19 protein-coding genes are annotated in these 17100 nt (G+C 60.4%); 10 read left to right on the plus strand and 9 right to left on the minus strand.

All coding sequences use genetic code 11. From position 1 onward, the window contains the following. Positions 1-81: 81 nt before the first annotated feature. Entirely contained in the window at positions 82-375 is a 294-nt protein-coding gene (locus CQ009_RS22025) for a hypothetical protein (protein ID WP_105708711.1), read from the plus strand. Here CQ009_RS22025 and CQ009_RS22030 read toward each other — a convergent pair whose 3' ends face one another. After that, positions 376-2019 (minus strand): sensor domain-containing diguanylate cyclase, encoded by a 1644-nt coding sequence (locus CQ009_RS22030; RefSeq protein WP_105708712.1) that lies wholly within the window; start codon positions 2017-2019, stop codon positions 376-378. A gap of 172 nt (positions 2020-2191) precedes the next feature. On the opposite strand from CQ009_RS22030, the gene CQ009_RS22035 reads away from it, so the two are divergent. Further along, positions 2192-2527, plus strand: a complete 336-nt coding sequence (locus tag CQ009_RS22035) for a hypothetical protein (protein WP_064390626.1) — start codon at positions 2192-2194, stop codon at positions 2525-2527. Between the two features lie 73 nt (positions 2528-2600). Here the strand turns inward: CQ009_RS22035 and CQ009_RS22040 are convergent, their stop codons facing one another. Further along, positions 2601-3119 carry a phage infection protein gene (locus CQ009_RS22040; protein ID WP_105708713.1) on the minus strand — a complete coding sequence of 173 codons (519 nt, stop codon included), beginning with the start codon at positions 3117-3119 and terminating at the stop codon, positions 2601-2603. A gap of 123 nt (positions 3120-3242) precedes the next feature. Next, on the minus strand, positions 3243-3812 hold the full coding sequence (locus tag CQ009_RS22045; protein WP_105708714.1) for a chorismate mutase: 570 nt from the start codon (positions 3810-3812) through the stop codon (positions 3243-3245). 158 nt (positions 3813-3970) lie between these two features. Between CQ009_RS22045 and CQ009_RS22050 the strand changes: the two genes are divergently transcribed. The 4 genes from CQ009_RS22050 (at position 3971) to CQ009_RS22065 (ending at position 7867) form a co-directional block, all read left to right on the plus strand. Next, on the plus strand, positions 3971-5329 hold the full coding sequence (locus CQ009_RS22050) for an MATE family efflux transporter (protein ID WP_064390623.1): 1359 nt from the start codon (positions 3971-3973) through the stop codon (positions 5327-5329). 143 nt (positions 5330-5472) lie between these two features. Continuing rightward, positions 5473-6471: an acyltransferase gene (locus CQ009_RS22055; RefSeq protein WP_105708715.1), complete on the plus strand. Its 999-nt coding sequence runs from the start codon at positions 5473-5475 to the stop codon at positions 6469-6471. Between the two features lie 92 nt (positions 6472-6563). Beyond that, positions 6564-7121 carry a YceI family protein gene (locus tag CQ009_RS22060; protein WP_105708716.1) on the plus strand — a complete coding sequence of 186 codons (558 nt, stop codon included), beginning with the start codon at positions 6564-6566 and terminating at the stop codon, positions 7119-7121. 59 nt (positions 7122-7180) lie between these two features. Then, positions 7181-7867, plus strand: a complete 687-nt coding sequence (locus CQ009_RS22065; protein ID WP_105708717.1) for a GNAT family N-acetyltransferase — start codon at positions 7181-7183, stop codon at positions 7865-7867. Between the two features lie 64 nt (positions 7868-7931). On the opposite strand, the gene CQ009_RS22070 is transcribed toward CQ009_RS22065, so the two are convergent. Further along, positions 7932-8372, minus strand: a complete 441-nt coding sequence (locus CQ009_RS22070; protein ID WP_064390619.1) for a hotdog fold domain-containing protein — start codon at positions 8370-8372, stop codon at positions 7932-7934. Positions 8373-8534: 162 nt separating this feature from the next. Here CQ009_RS22070 and CQ009_RS22075 point away from each other — a divergent pair, with 162 nt between their 5' ends. Continuing rightward, positions 8535-9167 (plus strand): TetR/AcrR family transcriptional regulator, encoded by a 633-nt coding sequence (locus CQ009_RS22075; protein WP_064390618.1) that lies wholly within the window; start codon positions 8535-8537, stop codon positions 9165-9167. Positions 9168-9512: 345 nt separating this feature from the next. On the opposite strand, the gene CQ009_RS22085 is transcribed toward CQ009_RS22075, so the two are convergent. Together CQ009_RS22085 and CQ009_RS22090 are read right to left on the minus strand one after the other, a co-directional pair. Further along, positions 9513-10631 carry a P1 family peptidase gene (locus CQ009_RS22085; protein WP_105708718.1) on the minus strand — a complete coding sequence of 373 codons (1119 nt, stop codon included), beginning with the start codon at positions 10629-10631 and terminating at the stop codon, positions 9513-9515. A 152-nt stretch (positions 10632-10783) separates the two neighbouring features. After that, positions 10784-11899 carry a polyamine ABC transporter substrate-binding protein gene (locus CQ009_RS22090; protein ID WP_105708719.1) on the minus strand — a complete coding sequence of 372 codons (1116 nt, stop codon included), beginning with the start codon at positions 11897-11899 and terminating at the stop codon, positions 10784-10786. Between the two features lie 110 nt (positions 11900-12009). Between CQ009_RS22090 and CQ009_RS22095 the strand changes: the two genes are divergently transcribed. After that, positions 12010-12789, plus strand: coding sequence for a helix-turn-helix transcriptional regulator (locus CQ009_RS22095; protein ID WP_105708720.1), 780 nt, complete (start codon positions 12010-12012; stop codon positions 12787-12789). Positions 12790-12910: 121 nt separating this feature from the next. On the opposite strand, the gene CQ009_RS22100 is transcribed toward CQ009_RS22095, so the two are convergent. Further along, positions 12911-13852, minus strand: a complete 942-nt coding sequence (locus tag CQ009_RS22100; RefSeq protein WP_105708721.1) for a class I SAM-dependent methyltransferase — start codon at positions 13850-13852, stop codon at positions 12911-12913. A 199-nt stretch (positions 13853-14051) separates the two neighbouring features. Here CQ009_RS22100 and CQ009_RS22105 point away from each other — a divergent pair, with 199 nt between their 5' ends. Continuing rightward, a complete protein-coding gene (locus CQ009_RS22105) occupies positions 14052-14465 on the plus strand; it encodes a response regulator (protein WP_064390613.1) in 414 nt (137 codons plus the stop codon). Between the two features lie 69 nt (positions 14466-14534). Continuing rightward, positions 14535-15203, plus strand: coding sequence for an HAD family hydrolase (locus CQ009_RS22110; protein ID WP_064390612.1), 669 nt, complete (start codon positions 14535-14537; stop codon positions 15201-15203). A 122-nt stretch (positions 15204-15325) separates the two neighbouring features. Here CQ009_RS22110 and CQ009_RS22115 read toward each other — a convergent pair whose 3' ends face one another. Further along, positions 15326-15985 carry an isoprenylcysteine carboxylmethyltransferase family protein gene (locus CQ009_RS22115; protein ID WP_105708722.1) on the minus strand — a complete coding sequence of 220 codons (660 nt, stop codon included), beginning with the start codon at positions 15983-15985 and terminating at the stop codon, positions 15326-15328. Positions 15986-16157: 172 nt separating this feature from the next. Beyond that, positions 16158-17054, minus strand: a complete 897-nt coding sequence (locus tag CQ009_RS22120; RefSeq protein ID WP_105708723.1) for a LysR substrate-binding domain-containing protein — start codon at positions 17052-17054, stop codon at positions 16158-16160. Positions 17055-17100: the final 46 nt, after the last annotated feature.

A 17100-nucleotide genomic window follows, 5' to 3' on the forward strand; every position in this document is an offset into this window, starting at 1 on the left:
GCAACAGGGCGCTGGTCTGACGGGATGATTTGCGCTATTGCTAACAGGGCCGGCACACCGCCGTTACTTGGGAGCAACACGATGAAATTGTTGATGTTGGCCGCGCCGCTGTTACTCGCCAGCGGATTGGCCCAGGCCGCAATCCCGATGTTCAACGCCACATGCCCGGGCAAGATCGAAGTCCACGCCGATGAGGGCGGGCCGATCTACATCAATGGCAAGGAAGGCAAGCTGAAGACATTCAACGACAACTACTTCGAAGCCAAGGGCGCGGGCGTGACCATTTCCTTGAGCATCAACCCCGATGGCTCGGCCGGGGTCTCGTACACCGGCAAGAACAGAGCCAACGGCATTTGCGAAGTGAAGAAGAGCTGATCACGCCACCTGATTTCGGCCTGCCGCTTTTGCCTGATACAACTGCTGGTCGGCGCGCTTGATCAGTGCGCTGTGGCTGTTGTCCGCCGGATCGGCCAGGCCGACGCCGATGCTCACGGTCACATGCTCGACGACCGGGAAGTGCGCTTCGGCGATGGCCACGCGAATCTTTTCCGCAACGACCTCGGGGGTGTCGGGTTGGGCGATTTCCGGGAGCAACACGGCGAACTCTTCGCCGCCGTAGCGGGCGACGAAATCGGTGGTGCGCAGGCTGCTCTGGATCAACTGCGCCAACTGCTTGAGCACGTCATCACCGACGGCATGGCCGTGGGTGTCGTTGATCCGTTTGAAGTGGTCGGCGTCGATCAGCAGCAGCGCAAACGGGCGCCCGGTGCGCCGTGACAGCAACGTGTACTCGGTGAGTTTTTCGTCGAAGCGCCGACGGTTGTAAACGCCGGTCAAGCCATCGTGAACGGCCAGGCTGAGCAGTTCGGCGTTGGCCTGGGTGAGGGCGGCGGTGCGTTGGGCGACGGTGGCTTCCAGCGAGGCGTTGGCCTCCTGCAGTTCGCGCTCCTTGCCGAGCAGTGATTGCGTCATCGCATCCAGTGACTGGCTGAGCTGGGCAATTTCCTGCACCGGATGCTCGAGGGGAAAACGCGCACCGGGTTCGTTGCGCTGAACCTGTTTGGCCGAACGCGCGAGCTGTTCGATCGGACGGCTCAGGTACAGCGCCAGGTAATACGCGACCAGACCGAAAAGCACCGCCGCGACGACACCCAGAATCAGCAATTTATACAGCAGCAGGCGTGCCGGTTGCAGCGCGGTTTCCAAAGGTTGGCGCACGGCAATCGACCACGACAGCGCGGTACTCGATGGCGTCGGCACGGTGACCATGCTGGTCAGGTAGCCATCGCCCACCGACCAGCCCGGCGCAGGCGAATTATTCGCCGCCAGTTGCTGGCCCATCAATGCTTCGGGGTACAACACCTTGCCGTCGTGATCGACGATCAACGCTTCGATGTCCGGTGCGGAATTCTTATGGGAAAACGCCGCCGATTCGACAATTCGCGTCACCCAGCTCCAGTGCGCATGAGCACCGAGTACGCCGATGACCTGGCCTTCGGCATTGTGAATCGGCGCAGCGAAATCGATGAAGCGCAGCGGTTCGCCATTCGGCATGCCCGGCAGCAATTTGGCCAGCAGCACGGCTTCATGGGGATCGCCGGTGTATTCGCCGCGCAAGCCGGCCTGGAACCACGGGCGCTGTTGTACCGATTGCCCGACCAGCAAATTGTTGACCGCTTGATGCACGTTACCTTCAGCATCGGTGACGCCCATCCACGCATATTCGTTGCGGGCCTGGGTGCGCAATTGCATCGATCTCAGAATCGCCGGGTTGTCCAGATCGCCGCGCTCCAGGTGCGGTGCGCGGCTGAGCAGATAAACCTCCAGTTGCCGCTCGCGCAGTTGCTCGCCCAATAACGAGGCGGCCGAACGGGCGGTGTTGAGCAAGGCATTGCCACTGGCCTGTTTCATTTGTTCGGTGGCGATATGGCCGACATAGAAGCCCACGCTCAACAGCGTCAGCAGGGACAAACCGGTAAACCAGAGGGTGAGGTGGCTGCGCAGACTGGCTTTGAGCATGGGCGATGTCGGTCTTGATTGGCGTGACGCCATGGTATGCGACATGGTCGATGGGCTGCCAGCAAAGTGCTGGATGAAACTTGTCGAGGTTGATACCAATGAGCCATCATTTTCGGTAAGGTGTGCGCCGCCCGAGAGACGGATCCCGGGCGTTTTCCTATGGAGTTAAACCGTGAAGTACTTCAGCAAAGTAGTCGCCGCCGCTCTGTTCGGTGCGGTTCTGGCAGGTTGCACCGGCACCCCGATGAACACCCAGCAGTACGACAGCAGCCAATACACCGTGGTTGGCCACAGTGAAGCCACCGCCACCGGCCTGCTGCTGTTCGGCGTGATCCCGATCCAGCAGAACAACCGCTTCGTCCGCGCCCAGACCGCTGCGATCAAAGCCAAGGGCGGCGACGCCATGATCAACACCCAAGTTCAGGAAAACTGGTTCTGGGCCTGGGTTCTGACCGGTTACACCACCAAGATTTCCGGTGACGTGGTCAAGCTCAAGACCGTGCAATAAGCCCCGGTTGAATGCAAAAAAGCCCGGCTGATCAGGCCGGGCTTTTTTGTGGGCGTGCGGTACAACTATTCAATCATGCGACGCGGCGCTCGATCAGGCGATCGGAACCACCTTCAGCGACGCGGCGCTCAATCAGGCGATCGGAACCACCTTCAGCGACGCGGCGCTCAATCAGGCGATCGGAACCACCTTCAGCAACACGGCGCTCAATCAGGCGATCGGAACCACCTTCAGCAACACGGCGCTCAATCAGGCGATCGGAACCACCTTCGGCAACGCGGCGCTCGATCAGACGATCCGAGCCACCTTCGGCAACGCGGCGTTCGAGCAGACGATCCGAGCCACCTTCGGCAACGCGGCGCTCGATCAGACGATCCGAGCCACCTTCGGCAACACGGCGCTCGATCAGACGATCCGAGCCACCTTCGGCAACGCGGCGCTCGATCAGACGATCCGAACCCCCTTCAGCCAGACGACTTTCAATCAGCTTGTCCGAACCGCCTTCGGCGATCAGGGTGTGAGCCGGAGTGGCGGCAAAAGCGTTAACTGCGAAAACCGAGAAAGCGATGCTGAGGATGGTTTGGCGTTTCATGATCGTGTGCTCCAAAAGGTTGTTTGTTTGTCTGGAGCCGATCTTACGCCGCGGATTTTTTATGAGAACTTCATTGGCGTGATGGTGACTATCAACGCCAACGATGTTTGCCAATCCCCCGGATTACGGGGTCTTCACCCGAACACACAATTCCCCGGTAGCACGCGTCAGCGCCAGTTCATGCAGCGCATCCCTGGTCAGACCGCTGCGTGCCTCGGCCAGCCATGCCGGGCAATTAGGGTCTTGGCGATAGGGCGTGAATTCGGCGTACTGCTGCAATAGACGGGTCTGCAGTTCGTCCAGTTGCGGGCGAATCTGCCCGGCGAGATCCGGACGCGGCGTATCCGGCGCCGCTCCGACGGCTTGCCACTGTGCGAGCAAACCGTACTGCACCAGTTTGTTCGCCTCCATTTGCGCGGCGAGCAGTTGCGCCACGTCTTGCGGGTCAAGCTTGCGTTCGCTGGCCAGCGTGCGGGCGTTGGCGATCACCTGCGCTTCACGGGGGCTGTCTTGAATCGGCTTGCCGCTGTCCCATTTGGTCAGCGCGACGAGATCGCCGATGTTCAGGCGTTCGTTCAGTGTTTCCAGTAACGGTTTCAGCGCTTGCGGTTGGCTGGCTGTCGGGGCTGCCTGGGCGGTCGCGGCGCAGAGGACGAAGAGCGTGCCGGTCAGCACGTGGGGCAAGCGGGGCATGGACAAAGCCTCTTTGAAGAAATTGGAAGTGCACGGTTATTTACCACAGCCGGGCGCCGACAATAAACGTCGGTGTGAAATGTTAATTGCACCCCACACGCAACTCACCGAAGCTATCCTTCATTAGCCCTCCCGCCGTCGAGATGGACCTCCAGTCAATGCAAACCCCCGCTGCCGTCAAACCCCTCTGGCACACCTACCTGTTGTTCCTCGCGCCCATGGTGCTATCGAACTTTCTGCAGTCGATGTCGGGCACGGTCAACAGCATCTACATCGGTCAGATGCTCGGTACTCAGGCGCTGGCGGCGGTGTCTGGGATGTTTCCCATCGTGTTCTTTTTCATTGCTCTGGTGATCGGTCTCGGTGCCGGCGCAGGCGTATTGATCGGCCAGGCGTGGGGCGCGCGTGAGCCGCACATGGTCAAGGCGATTGCCGGGGCGACGCTGTTGCTCGGCGTACTGATCGGTCTGGTCGCGGCGGTGCTCGGCAGTGTGTTCGCGCGCCAAGCGTTGACCGGGCTGGGGACGCCGGCGGATGTGCTCGATGATGCGGTGGCGTATGCCCATGTGATGCTGTGGATCTTGCCGTCGCTGCTGGTGTTTGTGCTGTTTACGCAATTGCTGCGCGGGGTGAGCGATACGTTGTCGCCGCTGTTGGCGTTGATCGTGTCGACGTCGGTCGGTCTGGCGCTGACGCCGGCGTTGATTCGCGGCTGGTTCGGCTTGCCGCAACTGGGCATTCAGAGCGCGGCATACGCGGGGCTGGCCGGTAATCTGGCGGCGATGGCGTGGCTGGCGTGGCGGCTGATTCGCACCGGCCATCCGCTGGCGCCGGACCGCGAGTTCTTTGCCGCTTTGCGGCTCAATGGGGCGATTCTCGGCAAGGTGCTGCGCATCGGTCTGCCGACCGGGGTGCAGATGATTGTGCTGTCGCTTTCGGAATTGGTGATCCTTGCACTGGTCAACCAACACGGCTCGCAGGCGACGGCGGCGTATGGGGCGGTGACGCAGATTGTCAACTACGTGCAGTTCCCGGCGCTGTCGATCGCGATCACCGCCTCGATTCTTGGCGCTCAAGCCATCGGTGCCGGACGCCTGGAACGCATGGGGCCGATTCTGCGCACCGGACTGTTGATCAACGTGTGCCTGACCGGTGGCTTGATTGTGCTGGGTTATCTGCTGTCGCACTGGCTGCTCGGGCTGTTCCTCACTGAAGAGCCAACCCGGGTGATGGCTGAACATCTGCTGCACATCATGTTGTGGAGCCTGCTGGTGTTCGGCTTTCAGGCGATCATCGGCGGCATCATGCGCGCCAGTGGTACGGTGCTGGTGCCGGTCGCCATCGCGATCATCTGCGTGGTCGGCGTGCAACTGCCAGCGGCGTACTGGCTCGATGCGCAATATGGTTTGCAAGGCGTGTGGATGGCGTTTCCCGTGGCGTATCTGAGCATGCTGGTGTTGCAGACGCTGTATTACCAGCTGGTCTGGCGGCATCAGAAGATCGAGCGGCTGGTGTAGAAGCTGCCGCAGGCTGCGAACAAGAACAAGATCACCGGATCGCAGTCTGCGGCAGCTCCCGTAAGGGTGGATTTTCTGCTGTTATCCGGGGAGAAAGCATCGTAGGTTACGCGCCATAACTATAAGGACGTTTGAGGGTGTAAATGGGGGCTTTTCGACTGCTGTTGGCGGTGCTGGTTGCCGTTTCGCATATGGGCGTAACCGTCGCCGGGCTCAATCCCGGTGTGGTGGCGGTGATTTCTTTTCTGATCATCAGCGGTTTTGTCATGACCTCGCTGATCGAGCGCAACTACAGCTCAACCGGTAAAATCGCATCGTTCTATCTAGACAGGGCCCTGCGCCTGTACCCGCAGTTTCTGTTCTATTTCATCGCATCATGCATCGTGGTGCATGTGCTGATGCCCGGTTCGGCACCCGACCTCGAACTGACGGTGCCGCGCGTGGCCGCGAGCCTGTCCATGGTGCCGCTGGGCTTCTATATGTTCGGGGTTTCGAGCCTGTGGATTCTGCCGCCCGCGTGGTCGTTGGGGCTGGAGATGTGTTTTTACCTGGTGATTCCCTTTCTCCTTGTCTTCAAGTGGCGCGGCGCTGCGTTCGCTTTGTCTGTCGGCGTGTTTGTGCTGGCGTGTTTCGGTTACATCAACACCGATTATTATGGCTATCGCTTGTTGCCGGGCGTTCTGTTCATGTTTCTGTGCGGCAGCTATCTGTACAAAGCCAACAGCAAAGGATTGGTAGTGGTGGCCGCGACAGCGATCAGTGCCGGGCTGTTGTTTGTGGCGATCATGGCGGGCGTGATTGAACGCCAGCCTTACAACGCCGAGGTGACGCTGGGCACCGCGCTGGGTATCCCGGCGGTGTATTGGCTGAGCAGGCTCAAGTATCACCGAGCCGACGAGTTCCTCGGCAACCTCAGCTATGGCGTGTTTCTCAATCACTTTGTGCTGATTTACTGGCTGCACGGTTTCTGGTCAGGGACGTACGATGCAGCAATCATTCTGGCTGTGTTGCTGGTCGCTTTTTTGTGCAGTGGCCTGACTTACTACTGCATCGAACGGCCAGTGTTGAAATTGCGCCATCGGCTTCGGGCAGGTGTGCGGCCGGGCGCCGCTGATGTTCGCAGCGCTGAAGCCCTGGTCTGAGCGCAGGCACGCCAGTCTGCACTGGCGTAACCGGCGGATGTTTGCTTAAGTCAATCGAGGCCCTCGATGTCAGGCGCCGACCGGAGAATCCCATGTCGATCCGATTGCTGCTGGCAGCCGCGTTTGTCCTGTGCGCCATCCCCGCTGCGCAGGCTGTCGAGTACACCCGGGTCAACACCCACGCCAGTCAGATCAGTTTCACCTACAACCAGATGGGCACGCGGATGTACGGCACCTTCGCCAGGTTCGAAGCGACGCTGGATTTCGACACTGAGCATCTCGACCGCGCCCACACCACGTTGCAGATTGACCTCACCAGCATCGACGCCGGCAGCGAGGACGCCAACACCGAACTGGTGAAACCGGCGTGGTTCGACACGGCAAAATTCCCCGTGGCAGTGTTCGAATCGAGCCACTTCACTCTGCTCGCCGGGAACCGTTATCTGATTGCCGGCCAACTGACCCTCAAAGGCATCACCCGCGATGTGCAAGTGCCGGTGGAATTGAAACCGGACAGCGCCATCGGCATTTTCGACGGCGAGTTGCTGCTCAAACGCGACGAGTTCGGCCTCGGCGCGGGGGAGTGGGCGGACAGCGTGGTGTCCAAGGACATCGCGATCAAATTCAAGGTGGTGGCGCCACAGCAGTGAGTCCGCTGGCTGGGGTGACAAGGTATGATGTCGCGGTTTTCTGCCGGAGTTCACCCGCCATGCCACGCATCACCCACTACAAGTCCCCCTGCCCGGAAGGCGTCAACAGCCAGATTCTGCAGATGGTCGTCGACTACCTGACGGACATCAGCGCCGTGGGCCTGGGCCCGAGCAATCTGCTGTACAACGTCTATCAGTACGCGGTCGGCTATGAGGTGCATTTGTATCTGGAAGCGTTGAACGGCGAGAAGGGCACCGAAGTGGAATTGCTCGTCGCCACTGCTGAGGACGACCCGGAACAGGTCACCGGTTTCCTCCTGTACCTGCCGGTGCAGGGCGATTGGGAAGCGTGCAGCGTTGCCTACATGGCGGTGCGCGAAGGGCATCGGCGTCAGGGCGTGGCGCGGGCGCTGATCAGCGAAATGGTCGGGCGCTATCCCCACGCGGAACTGGCCTGCACCGTGGGTAAAGTCCCGCACTTCGAAGCCTTGGGTTTTGAAGTGATCGGTTCACGGGAAACGCAGGTATTGATGAGCACCCGGCATTACCGCAGCAACGGCCTGCGTGGATTTATTGACACCACGCCGATTTACCGGTCGCTGGAAGTGCAGCAGATCCACACCTATCTGCTGCAGAAAAACGGCAAACGCGCGATGCTCGACGCTGAGAAACAACGCGACCGCCACCTCGATCAGACCAGCCGCCATGTCGAGGAATTTGTCCGCCAGCGCCTGACCGTGCACTGACATCTCATCAGCGAAAAAGCCCTTGCCGTGAATTCCGTAGCAAGGGCTTTTTTGTGTCCGCGATTCAGCCGAGTTTGACGTTCATGGTGATCCGCGCCGTGAACACTTTTTTGCCCTCGGTATCGTGAATGTCGACGGTTACGATTTTGTCGCCCTCGCTTTGCCAATCCACGCCTTCACCGCTGGCCACTGCCGTCACATCGGTTTTCGCCTTGGCCAGATATTCCACGCTCATGCCTTTGGGAATCCAGCGTGCGCCGGCCGGGATCGACACATCGGTCATCATTCCGGCGGCGAGTTCGGCGGCGTTGCACATTGCAATGGCATGCACGGTACCCAAGTGGTTGGTGATCTCACGGCGGAACGGTACTTGCACCGTCGCCGCGTTCGCGCGCAACTCGCTCACCAGTGGGTTGATGGTGCTGAAGTAGGGCGCGAACTGACAGGCCATCTGACTGAAGGCCTGCGCACCCACACTATTGAACATGCTAAGAGATTGACTCATGGAAAGCCTCGCGGAAGATGATTAACCGAATGATGTTCCGTAACAGAATATGATTCTATAACGGAACGGTATTCTGTCTGCGGTAAATCTGTCAACCTATGCGTGTTTTTGGCACGGGCACGGCAAGTGCCTTTCAACTCCAATCTCCAGGCAGTGAGCCGCATGGACACCGTAGATTTACTTGAACGCAGCTACCCCGGCCGCCGTGCCGAACTCAAGCGCGACATCTTTCGCAAGGCGCTGAGCCTGTTCAACGAGCAGGGGATTGAAGCCACTACTATCGAAATGATTCGCGCCGAGTGCGACACCAGTGTCGGGGCGATCTATCACCATTTCGGCAACAAGGAAGGCTTGGTAGCGGCGCTGTTTTTCACCGCGCTGGAAGACCAGGCGCGCCTGCGCGATGCCTATCTGGAGGCGGCGCAAACCACCGAGGAAGGCGTGCAAGCGCTGGTGTTCAGCTACGTCGATTGGGTCGAACGTCAACCGGAGTGGGCACGCTTCCAGTACCACGCTCGATTTGCCGTGACCAAAGGGCCGTTCAAGAACGAATTGGCGGAGCGCAACAAGACGCGCAATGTGCGTCTGCGCGACTGGCTGGCCGAATCGGGGCGCGCTGCCGAGCTCAAGGCGCTGCCCGCAGAACTGTTGCCGTCGTTGATCATTGGTCAGGCCGACAGTTATTGCCGCGCCTGGTTGGCCGGACGGGTGAAGGGCAGCCCGGCGGAATATCGCGAGTTGCTGGCGCTAGCGGCCTGGTGCTCGATTCGCACCGATTCGCTGCCGGACAGCTGATTTGCGCAGACAAAAAAAGAGCCTCAAAGCTCTTTGATGGGGAGGAAGTGGAGCCCGTGAGGCTCAAGATGCGCATGCAGCAAGGCACAGGCTTGATTGGGGTTCAGAGCACCCGTGCCTACGCAGCGCTCGAAGAGCTGAGCCGCTGCGTAATTCCATCCTGGGAGTGTGCAAGTGGCGGCTCAAGTACCGCCAGTCGCCCGGGCAACTAGACGCTGGCCTCTTTCATGAATGTTCACAGACTCCCTGTAGGAGCTGCCGAAGGCTGCGATCTTTTGATCTTGTCTTTTAAAAGCAAAATCAAAAGATCGCAGCCTTCGGCAGCTCCTACAGTGTTTTGCGGTGTCAGCGGGCGCCGGGCCAGCCTGATTTTTCGAGGGCAGCGAGCAGGGTGTCGGCGTCGAGTCCCGGTACTGAATGCCCGTTGCCCTCGGTGCTGTCGCTGGCCAGCAAGGCATTGATGATCGCTTCTTCAACCGCTTCGGTTGCGGCCAGGAACAGCTCGCTGATGTGGTCATTGTTGACCATGCGCAAACCGTCGCAGGTCGGCGCGCCTTTGCCTTCGTAGGCCGCCGGCGGAACATGAGCGTTGCCAGTGGCAAAAGCGATAAAGATGTCGCCGCTGTGATCCTCGTTGCCACCGCCGGTGCGCGCCAGACCCAGGCTCGCGCGCTGTGCCAGACGTGTGCACTGATGCGGCAACAGCGGCGCGTCGGTGGCCAGGCAGACGACAATCGAACCCATGCCCGGATGCGGCAACGATGCTCGCAAGAACGGCGAGTTTTTCTGTTCCATATAACGCCCGACCGGGTAGCCATCGACTCGCAACTCATTGCGTATACCGTGGTTGGCCTGCACGATCGCGCCGACGGTCCAGCCGCCCTGCACAGCGCTCAAACGCCGCGACGAGGTGCCGATGCCACCCTTGAATTCGTGGCAGATCATACCGCTGCCACCGCCGACGGCACCTTCCATGACGGAACCGTCGACGGCGGCGGCGAGCGCTTCTGCGACGTGTTCGGGGTGGACGTGAAAGCCGTTGATGTCGTTAAGCAAACCGTCAAAGGTTTCCAGTACCACCGGCATGTTCCAGTAGAGGCGACCGTCGTCGGGTTGCTGCTGGCGATCCAGTGCAATCAAGGCATCGCGCACCACGCCGAGGCTGTGGGTGTTGGTGAACGCAATCGGGCTGGTCAGCAGGCCCGCCTCGCGAATCCATTCAAGCCCGGTGGCGTCACCGTTGCCATTGAGCACATGTACACCGGCAAAACACGGTTGCAGATTGGTCGAGCCCGGGCGCGGTTCGATCAGCGTGACGCCGGTGCAGATGTCGCGCCCGGCGCTGCTGCGGCCGCGCACATTGCTGTGGCCGACGCGTACGCCGGGGACGTCGGTGATGGCGTTGAGCGGGCCGGGCGGCAGCTGGCCGATGCGGATATTGAGGTCACGGGCGCGAGGTTTCATTGATGGTTATCTCTCTAAAAAAGTCTGAGTTGCTCACCGTCCCCTGTAGGAGTGAGCCTGCTCGCGATAGCGTCGGCACTTTCAATACACCGGTGCCGGATCCACCGCTATCGCGAGCAGGCTCACTCCTACAGAGGGGAAATGTGTTGGATTCACTGGCCGTTCTTGACCTTGCTCCACACCCGCGTGCGCACGCGCTCGGTGGCTTTGGGCAAGGGTTCCAGGGTGTACAGCGTGGCCATCGCCGCAGCAGACGGATAAACCGCCGGGTTGTCCCGAGTCGCTGCGGCTACCAACGCTGTCGCCGCGCGATTGCCATTGGGATAAGACAGATGATCACTGACCGGCGCGATCACTTCCGGGCGCAGCAGATAGTCGATAAACGCCAGACCCTGAGGACGATTCGGCGCGTCCTTGAGCAGCACCAACGTGTCGAACCACACCGGCGCGCCTTCCTTGGGCAGGCTGTAGGCGATCTTCACGCCGTTGTTGGCCTGCTCGGCATTGGTCTTGGCTTCGAGCATGGCGCCGGACCAGCCGACCGCCACGCAAATGTTGCCGTTGGACAGGTCGCTGATGAACTTCGATGAGTTGAAGTAGGCAATGTGCGGGCGCAGTTTCAGTAGCAGCGCCTCGGCTTTTTTATAGTCTTCGGGATCGGTGCTGTTGGGTGGCAGACCGAGATAATGCAGGGCAACCGGCAGCATCTCCGACGGCGAATCGAGCATCGCCACACCGCACTGGCCGAGTTTGGCGAGGTTGTCTTCGTTGAACACCAGCTCCCACGAATCCACCGGCGCCTTGTCACCGAGCGCGGCGCGAACCTTGTCGACGTTGTAACCGATGCCGTTGGTGCCCCACAGGTACGGCACCGCGTACTGATTGCCGGGATCGTTGTTGGCCAGTTTCGCCAGCAGGTCGGCATCGAGATTCTTCCAGCCCGGCAGTTGCTCGCGCGGCAGCGGGGCGAGGGCGCCGGCCTTGATCAGCGTCGGCAGGCTGAAATTGCTCGCTACCACAACGTCGTAACCGCTGTGGCTGGTCATCAATTTGCCTTCGAGTACTTCGGCACTGTCGAAAGTGTCGTAGACCGCTTGGATACCGCTGTCGCGCTGAAAGTCGTGCAGGGTGGCCGGGCCGATGTAGTCGTACCAGTTGTAGACGTGCACGCTCGGCGCATCGCCGGCCATAACGGTCGAGCCGGCGCCAATACTGGCGAGCAGGCCCAGGTTGAGGCCCAGGTTGATATAGCCACGGTGACGACGCATGATGCGGCACTCCTGGCCTGTGCAGGCCGGTGATGAACAGGAGTGGTCAGCCTATCGGGCCGGTCGCGCCGGACCCATTCCCATCATGGGTTACTCAAAAGGGGTAGTGCGTGGACGCGTTGTTGCAGGAAATGCCGGTGCATCAAAGTCTGGCACGGGTGTTTGCCGACGTCGGGCAGGACGGCTTCTGGCGTGCGCTGGTCGACACCTTGCGCTTGCTGGTGCCGCTGGACAACGCGCTGGTGGCGTTGATGAAAGCGGGGCAGGCACCGCAATTGCTGATCGACTTCGACAGCAAGGGTCGATCCGACGAGCAGGAAGAACTGGCCGGGTACACGGCCGGGATGTACTTGCTCGATCCGTTCTATCTGACCGCGTCCACCGGCATTGCCGATGGCTTGCACAGCCTGGCCTCGGTGGCGCCGGACCAGTTTCTGCACAGTGAGTATTACCAGAGCTACTTTCGTTCGGTGGTGGGCGAAGACGAGTTGCAGTTCATGATCAACGTCGACGGCGGCGTGCTCGGTTTGTCACTGGGACGCTCGACGACGTTCACTATGGCTGAGCAAGGCCGCTTGCTCTGCGTGCGCGACTGGGTGTTGGCGGCGATGCGTCGACACGTGCAACTGGTGCCGCCGCAAGGGCCGCCTGCGGAAGGGGTGGCGGGGGATCTGGCGACCTTGCTTGACCGCTTCGATGCGCGGCTGACGGTGCGCGAAGTCGATACGGCACGGCTGATCTTGCAGGGCTTTTCCAGCAAGGCGATGGCCCAGCAGATGGGCATCTCGCCGGAAACAGTGAAGGTGCATCGGCGCAATCTGTATCACAAGCTCAATGTCACCGGGCATGGTGAGTTGTTTGCCCTGGTGCTGCGCCCACCAACTCCCTGACCCAACACAATCCCCCTGTAGGAGTGAGCCTGCTCGCGATAGCGGTCTATCAGTCAAATAAGTGCTAACTGACACACCGCTATCGCGAGCAGGCTCACTCCTACAAGGGATCTTCGGGGTGTCAGGGAGTGCGGTGGAAGATCAGGGCCTTGAGTCCGCTTTCAGGATCGACATCCGCAAACTCCGGCGGATTCTGCAGCCGCTGCTCAAAGCGCAACCCCGGCGCTTCCTGCGTCACGCCATCAATCAGAAAGTCCGAACCGAACGCCGGGTCGTTCATGCAGGCCAGCACGGTGCCTTGCGCCGTCAGCAATTCCGGCAAGCGGCGCAGCACGCGCTGGTAATCCTTGGTCAGTAGAAAACTGCCTTTCTGGAACGACGGCGGGTCGATGATCACCAGATCGTACGGGCCGCTGTTGATCACTTTGCCCCAGGATTTGAACAGGTCGTGGCCGAGGAAACTGACCTTGCTCAAGTCGTGGCCGTTCAAACGGTGATTGTCGCGCCCGCGACTCAAGGCTGCGCGGGACATGTCCAGATTGACCACATGATCGGCGCCGCCCTCGATCGCGGCCACGGAAAATCCGCAGGTGTAGGCGAACAGGTTCAACACACGCTTGCCGTTGGCCTGCTCGCGCACCCAGTTGCGACCGTAGCGCATGTCGAGAAACAAACCGGTGTTTTGTTTGAGGCCCAGATCGATCCGGTACTGCAGACCTCCCTCGACGATAGTCATTTCGTCGATCTCGGCGCCCAGCAGCCATTCAGCCGTGCTTTGCGGCAAGTAACGATGCTGGATCAACAACGTGTGCGCGCCGCACTGCTGCCACTCCGGTGAACGGCTGATCTCCAGCAGCAAGCGCTTGAGGTCGTCCAGTTGGTCGGGCAGCGGTTCCTTGAACAACGACACCAGCACCACGCCTTGCAGCCAGTCCACGGTCAACTGCTCCAGCCCCGGCCAGCAACGTCCGCGCCCGTGAAACAGGCGACGGGTTTCGCTCGGTGCCGCCGCAAGCGCAGGCAACAGATGGGCGTGGAGGGTGGCGAGGGCTTCAGGGTTCATCGGTCAGGGTCGGCAAACAAAAGGGCCGGCATTTTAACCACAAATGCGCCGTTGCGAACGATTGCCGCTGACGGGCAAAAGCGCCGTTTCGCAAAAGACCTGTATCAAAAATGAATTTCTGTAGAGCCCGCTGCTCATACCAGATAAGCAGCGGATTCAAGCCGCTAAATCGTTAATGCAATTCAGGGAGTGCAGTTTCATGTGCCCAACACCGACGGCGGACGCGCACCTTCCTGACGGATTGATTCTGGTGGTTGAGGATGATCCGTTGATTCTGGAGTTTCTCTGCGAAATTCTTCAGGAGGAAGGTTTCAAGGTCGAGCCGCACACCAGTGCTGACGCCGCATCGCTTTATCTGGAGCAACACGCCCAGCAAGTGGCGTTATTGCTCACCGATATCACCATGCCCGGCACCCTCAATGGCGCCGATCTGGCCAACCTGGTCGGTGACCGCTGGCCGGACAAGCCGGTGATGGTCATGTCCGGCTATGAAACGCCGGAGACCTCCGGGGTCAAGCATTCGGTGGCGTTTATCAAAAAGCCTTGGGCTATCGGCCAGTTGCTCGACTGTGTGGACAGCGCGTTCAAGTCCAAGGCCCCGCGCCTGCACTGACACGTTGGGTGAATCGGTCCGGCAAGTGCTACATTGCTGGCCCGGTTTCTAGCCAAAGGATGCGACGTTTTGTCTGCTCACGATTCTGTTTTCGATCGCGCATTCGGCGCGTTCCTGTTCGACATGGACGGCACCGTCCTCAACTCCATCGCCGCTGCCGAGCGCATCTGGTCCGCTTGGGCGGTGCGTCATGGTGTTGACGTGGAAACATTCCTGCCGACCATCCATGGTGCGCGTGCCATCGACACGATCAATCGCCTGAACCTGCCCGGCGTTGATGCCGAGGCGCAAGCGGCGTTCATTACCCAAGCGGAAATCGAAGACGTTGAAGGCATTGTCGAGATTCCCGGCGCAGCGGCGTTTCTCGACAGCTTGCCGAAAGAACGCTGGGCGATGGTGACCTCGGCGCCACGGGATCTGGCCTTGCGGCGCATGGCGGCAGCGGGGATTCCTGCGCCTGCGGTGATGATCACTGCGGAAGATGTGCAGGCGGGCAAGCCTGATCCGGCCGGCTATTTACTGGCTGCCAAACGTCTTGGCCTGGAAGCGCGTGATTGCCTGATTTTTGAAGACGCCACTGTCGGCATTCAGGCTGCCGAAGCGGCCGGTGCACCGCTGATGATCATCACCACCACGCACCAGCATGCGCTGGAAACGGCGCATGCGACGTTGGCCAGTTATGCTGCTGTTCAGGTCGAAATCGACAGCGACGGCAAACTTCACCTGCAAAAAAACTGACACAACACAATCCCTTGTAGGAGTGAGCCTGCTCGCGATCGCGGTGTGTCAGAGAAACAGATTTGACTGACACATCGCTATCGCGAGCAGGCTCACTCCTACAGGGTGACGGTGTTCGCAAATCAATAAACCCCAGGCACCAAACGCCAACTTCTCGCGCAATAAGCGTCGTACTCAACCCCAAACTGCGCACGCAGCAGCGCCTCCTCCGAATGAATCCGGGCAATCAACGGGATCAAGGTCAGCGCCGCCAGCAACAGCCCGACCACCGAACGAAACGCCAGCGCCCAGCCCACGGCATTGATCACCAATCCCAGATAACTCGGGTTACGCAGGTGCTGATAAATGCCCTCGGTGACCAACCGATGCCCCGGCTGAATCGCCACCAAGCCACTGAAACGCCGCCCCAGCACAAACACCGGCCACAATCGCAGCACGCCACCGACGATAAACAACAAAGCACCGAGCCAGCGCACGCCTTCACCACCGAAGGTCCAGACATTCACCCGGTCGCAGTAGGCCGGCAAGAATCCGCTGACCAGACCAATCACGCCAAAGGCCGGAATCACCCAGCGATTGGCGCGGTCTTCACGCTCGCCAGCACTGAGGTTGACCTCGCTGAACAGTGAAGCGATCACCATGGCCATCGTCGCCAGTGCCACGATCACCAGCGAACCGTGGGAAAAGAACATCGCCACACCGCCAATGCCCCACACCGCCAGACCCAGCCAGGCGAGGGTGGCGAGGACTGCGACGACGGTCATTTGCGCAGACATTTTCATGGTCAACTCACGGCTGGGTGCGTATCCGTTGAGTGTAGAACGCCCGAGGGCAATGGTTGTGGCTGCTGGCCTCATCGCGGGCAAGCCCGCTCCCACAGGGATTTGCGGCGTACACAAAGTTCAGGCTCACCCATGAACCTGTGGGAGCGGGCTTGCCCGCGATGAGGCCCGTTCAGTCAGCGGAAATCTCATTACCTGTCAAAACGGTGCGGAAAGTCTCGACCAACGGCCGCAAGTTGATCCGGTGCCACGCCGCCCACAACGGCGTGGTCAATGTCAGCCACGGCAGTTCACGCAACACCACCCCCGGCGGGGCGTTATGGCTCAGGCCTTTCTGAATCATCGCAATCCCCAACCCCGACGCCACCAGCCCCAGCGCAGTAAACGGTTCGCTCGCCTGCATGCGCACATCCGGAGTGAAGCCCGCGCGGATGCACGCGCTGACAAACTCATCGTTGGCATCCTGACGCGGCTGCACGCCGATCCATTCCTGCTCGGCCAGATCCTCGGGGCTCAGCACGTTCTGCTGGGCTAACCGATGATGCTCCGGCAAGGCCAGCAGCATCGGATCATCGAGCACTTGAAAACCCAGCAGATCCGGGTCGTCATCGGTCGGCGGCTCACTCACCAAGGCGATATCGAGACTACGCTGTCGCAAGCCTTCCAGTTGCTCGGCGGAACTGAGGTTGTACAACGCGACGTGCACATTCGGCCGATCGGCGCGCAGCACGCGCAAGGCATTGGGCAAAACTCCGGCGTGCATGGCGTTCTCGATATAGCCGATGCACAGGCCGCCTTCTTCACCGCGACCGAGGCGTTTGCCGAGGGATTCCAGGCGATTGGCGTGGGTCAGCAGGGCGCGGGTTTCAGCAAGGAAGGTCTGGCCGTCGCGGGTCAGGCGAATGCGTTGCTGGCTGCGCTCGAACAGGGTCAGCCCCAGGCGCTCCTCGAGCTGGGCGATTTGTCGGCTCAGCGGCGACTGGGAAATATGCAGCCGTTCGGCGGCGCGGCCGACGTGTTCTTCCTCGGCGACTACAACGAAGTAGCGCAATTGGCGGATGTCGATCATGTCAGACCTATAGGGACTCAAGTGCTGCAGATTATGTCTTGGACGG

Origin of the sequence: Pseudomonas sp. MYb2, assembly GCF_002979955.1 — a bacterium.
Classification (GTDB): Bacteria; Pseudomonadota; Gammaproteobacteria; order Pseudomonadales; family Pseudomonadaceae; genus Aquipseudomonas.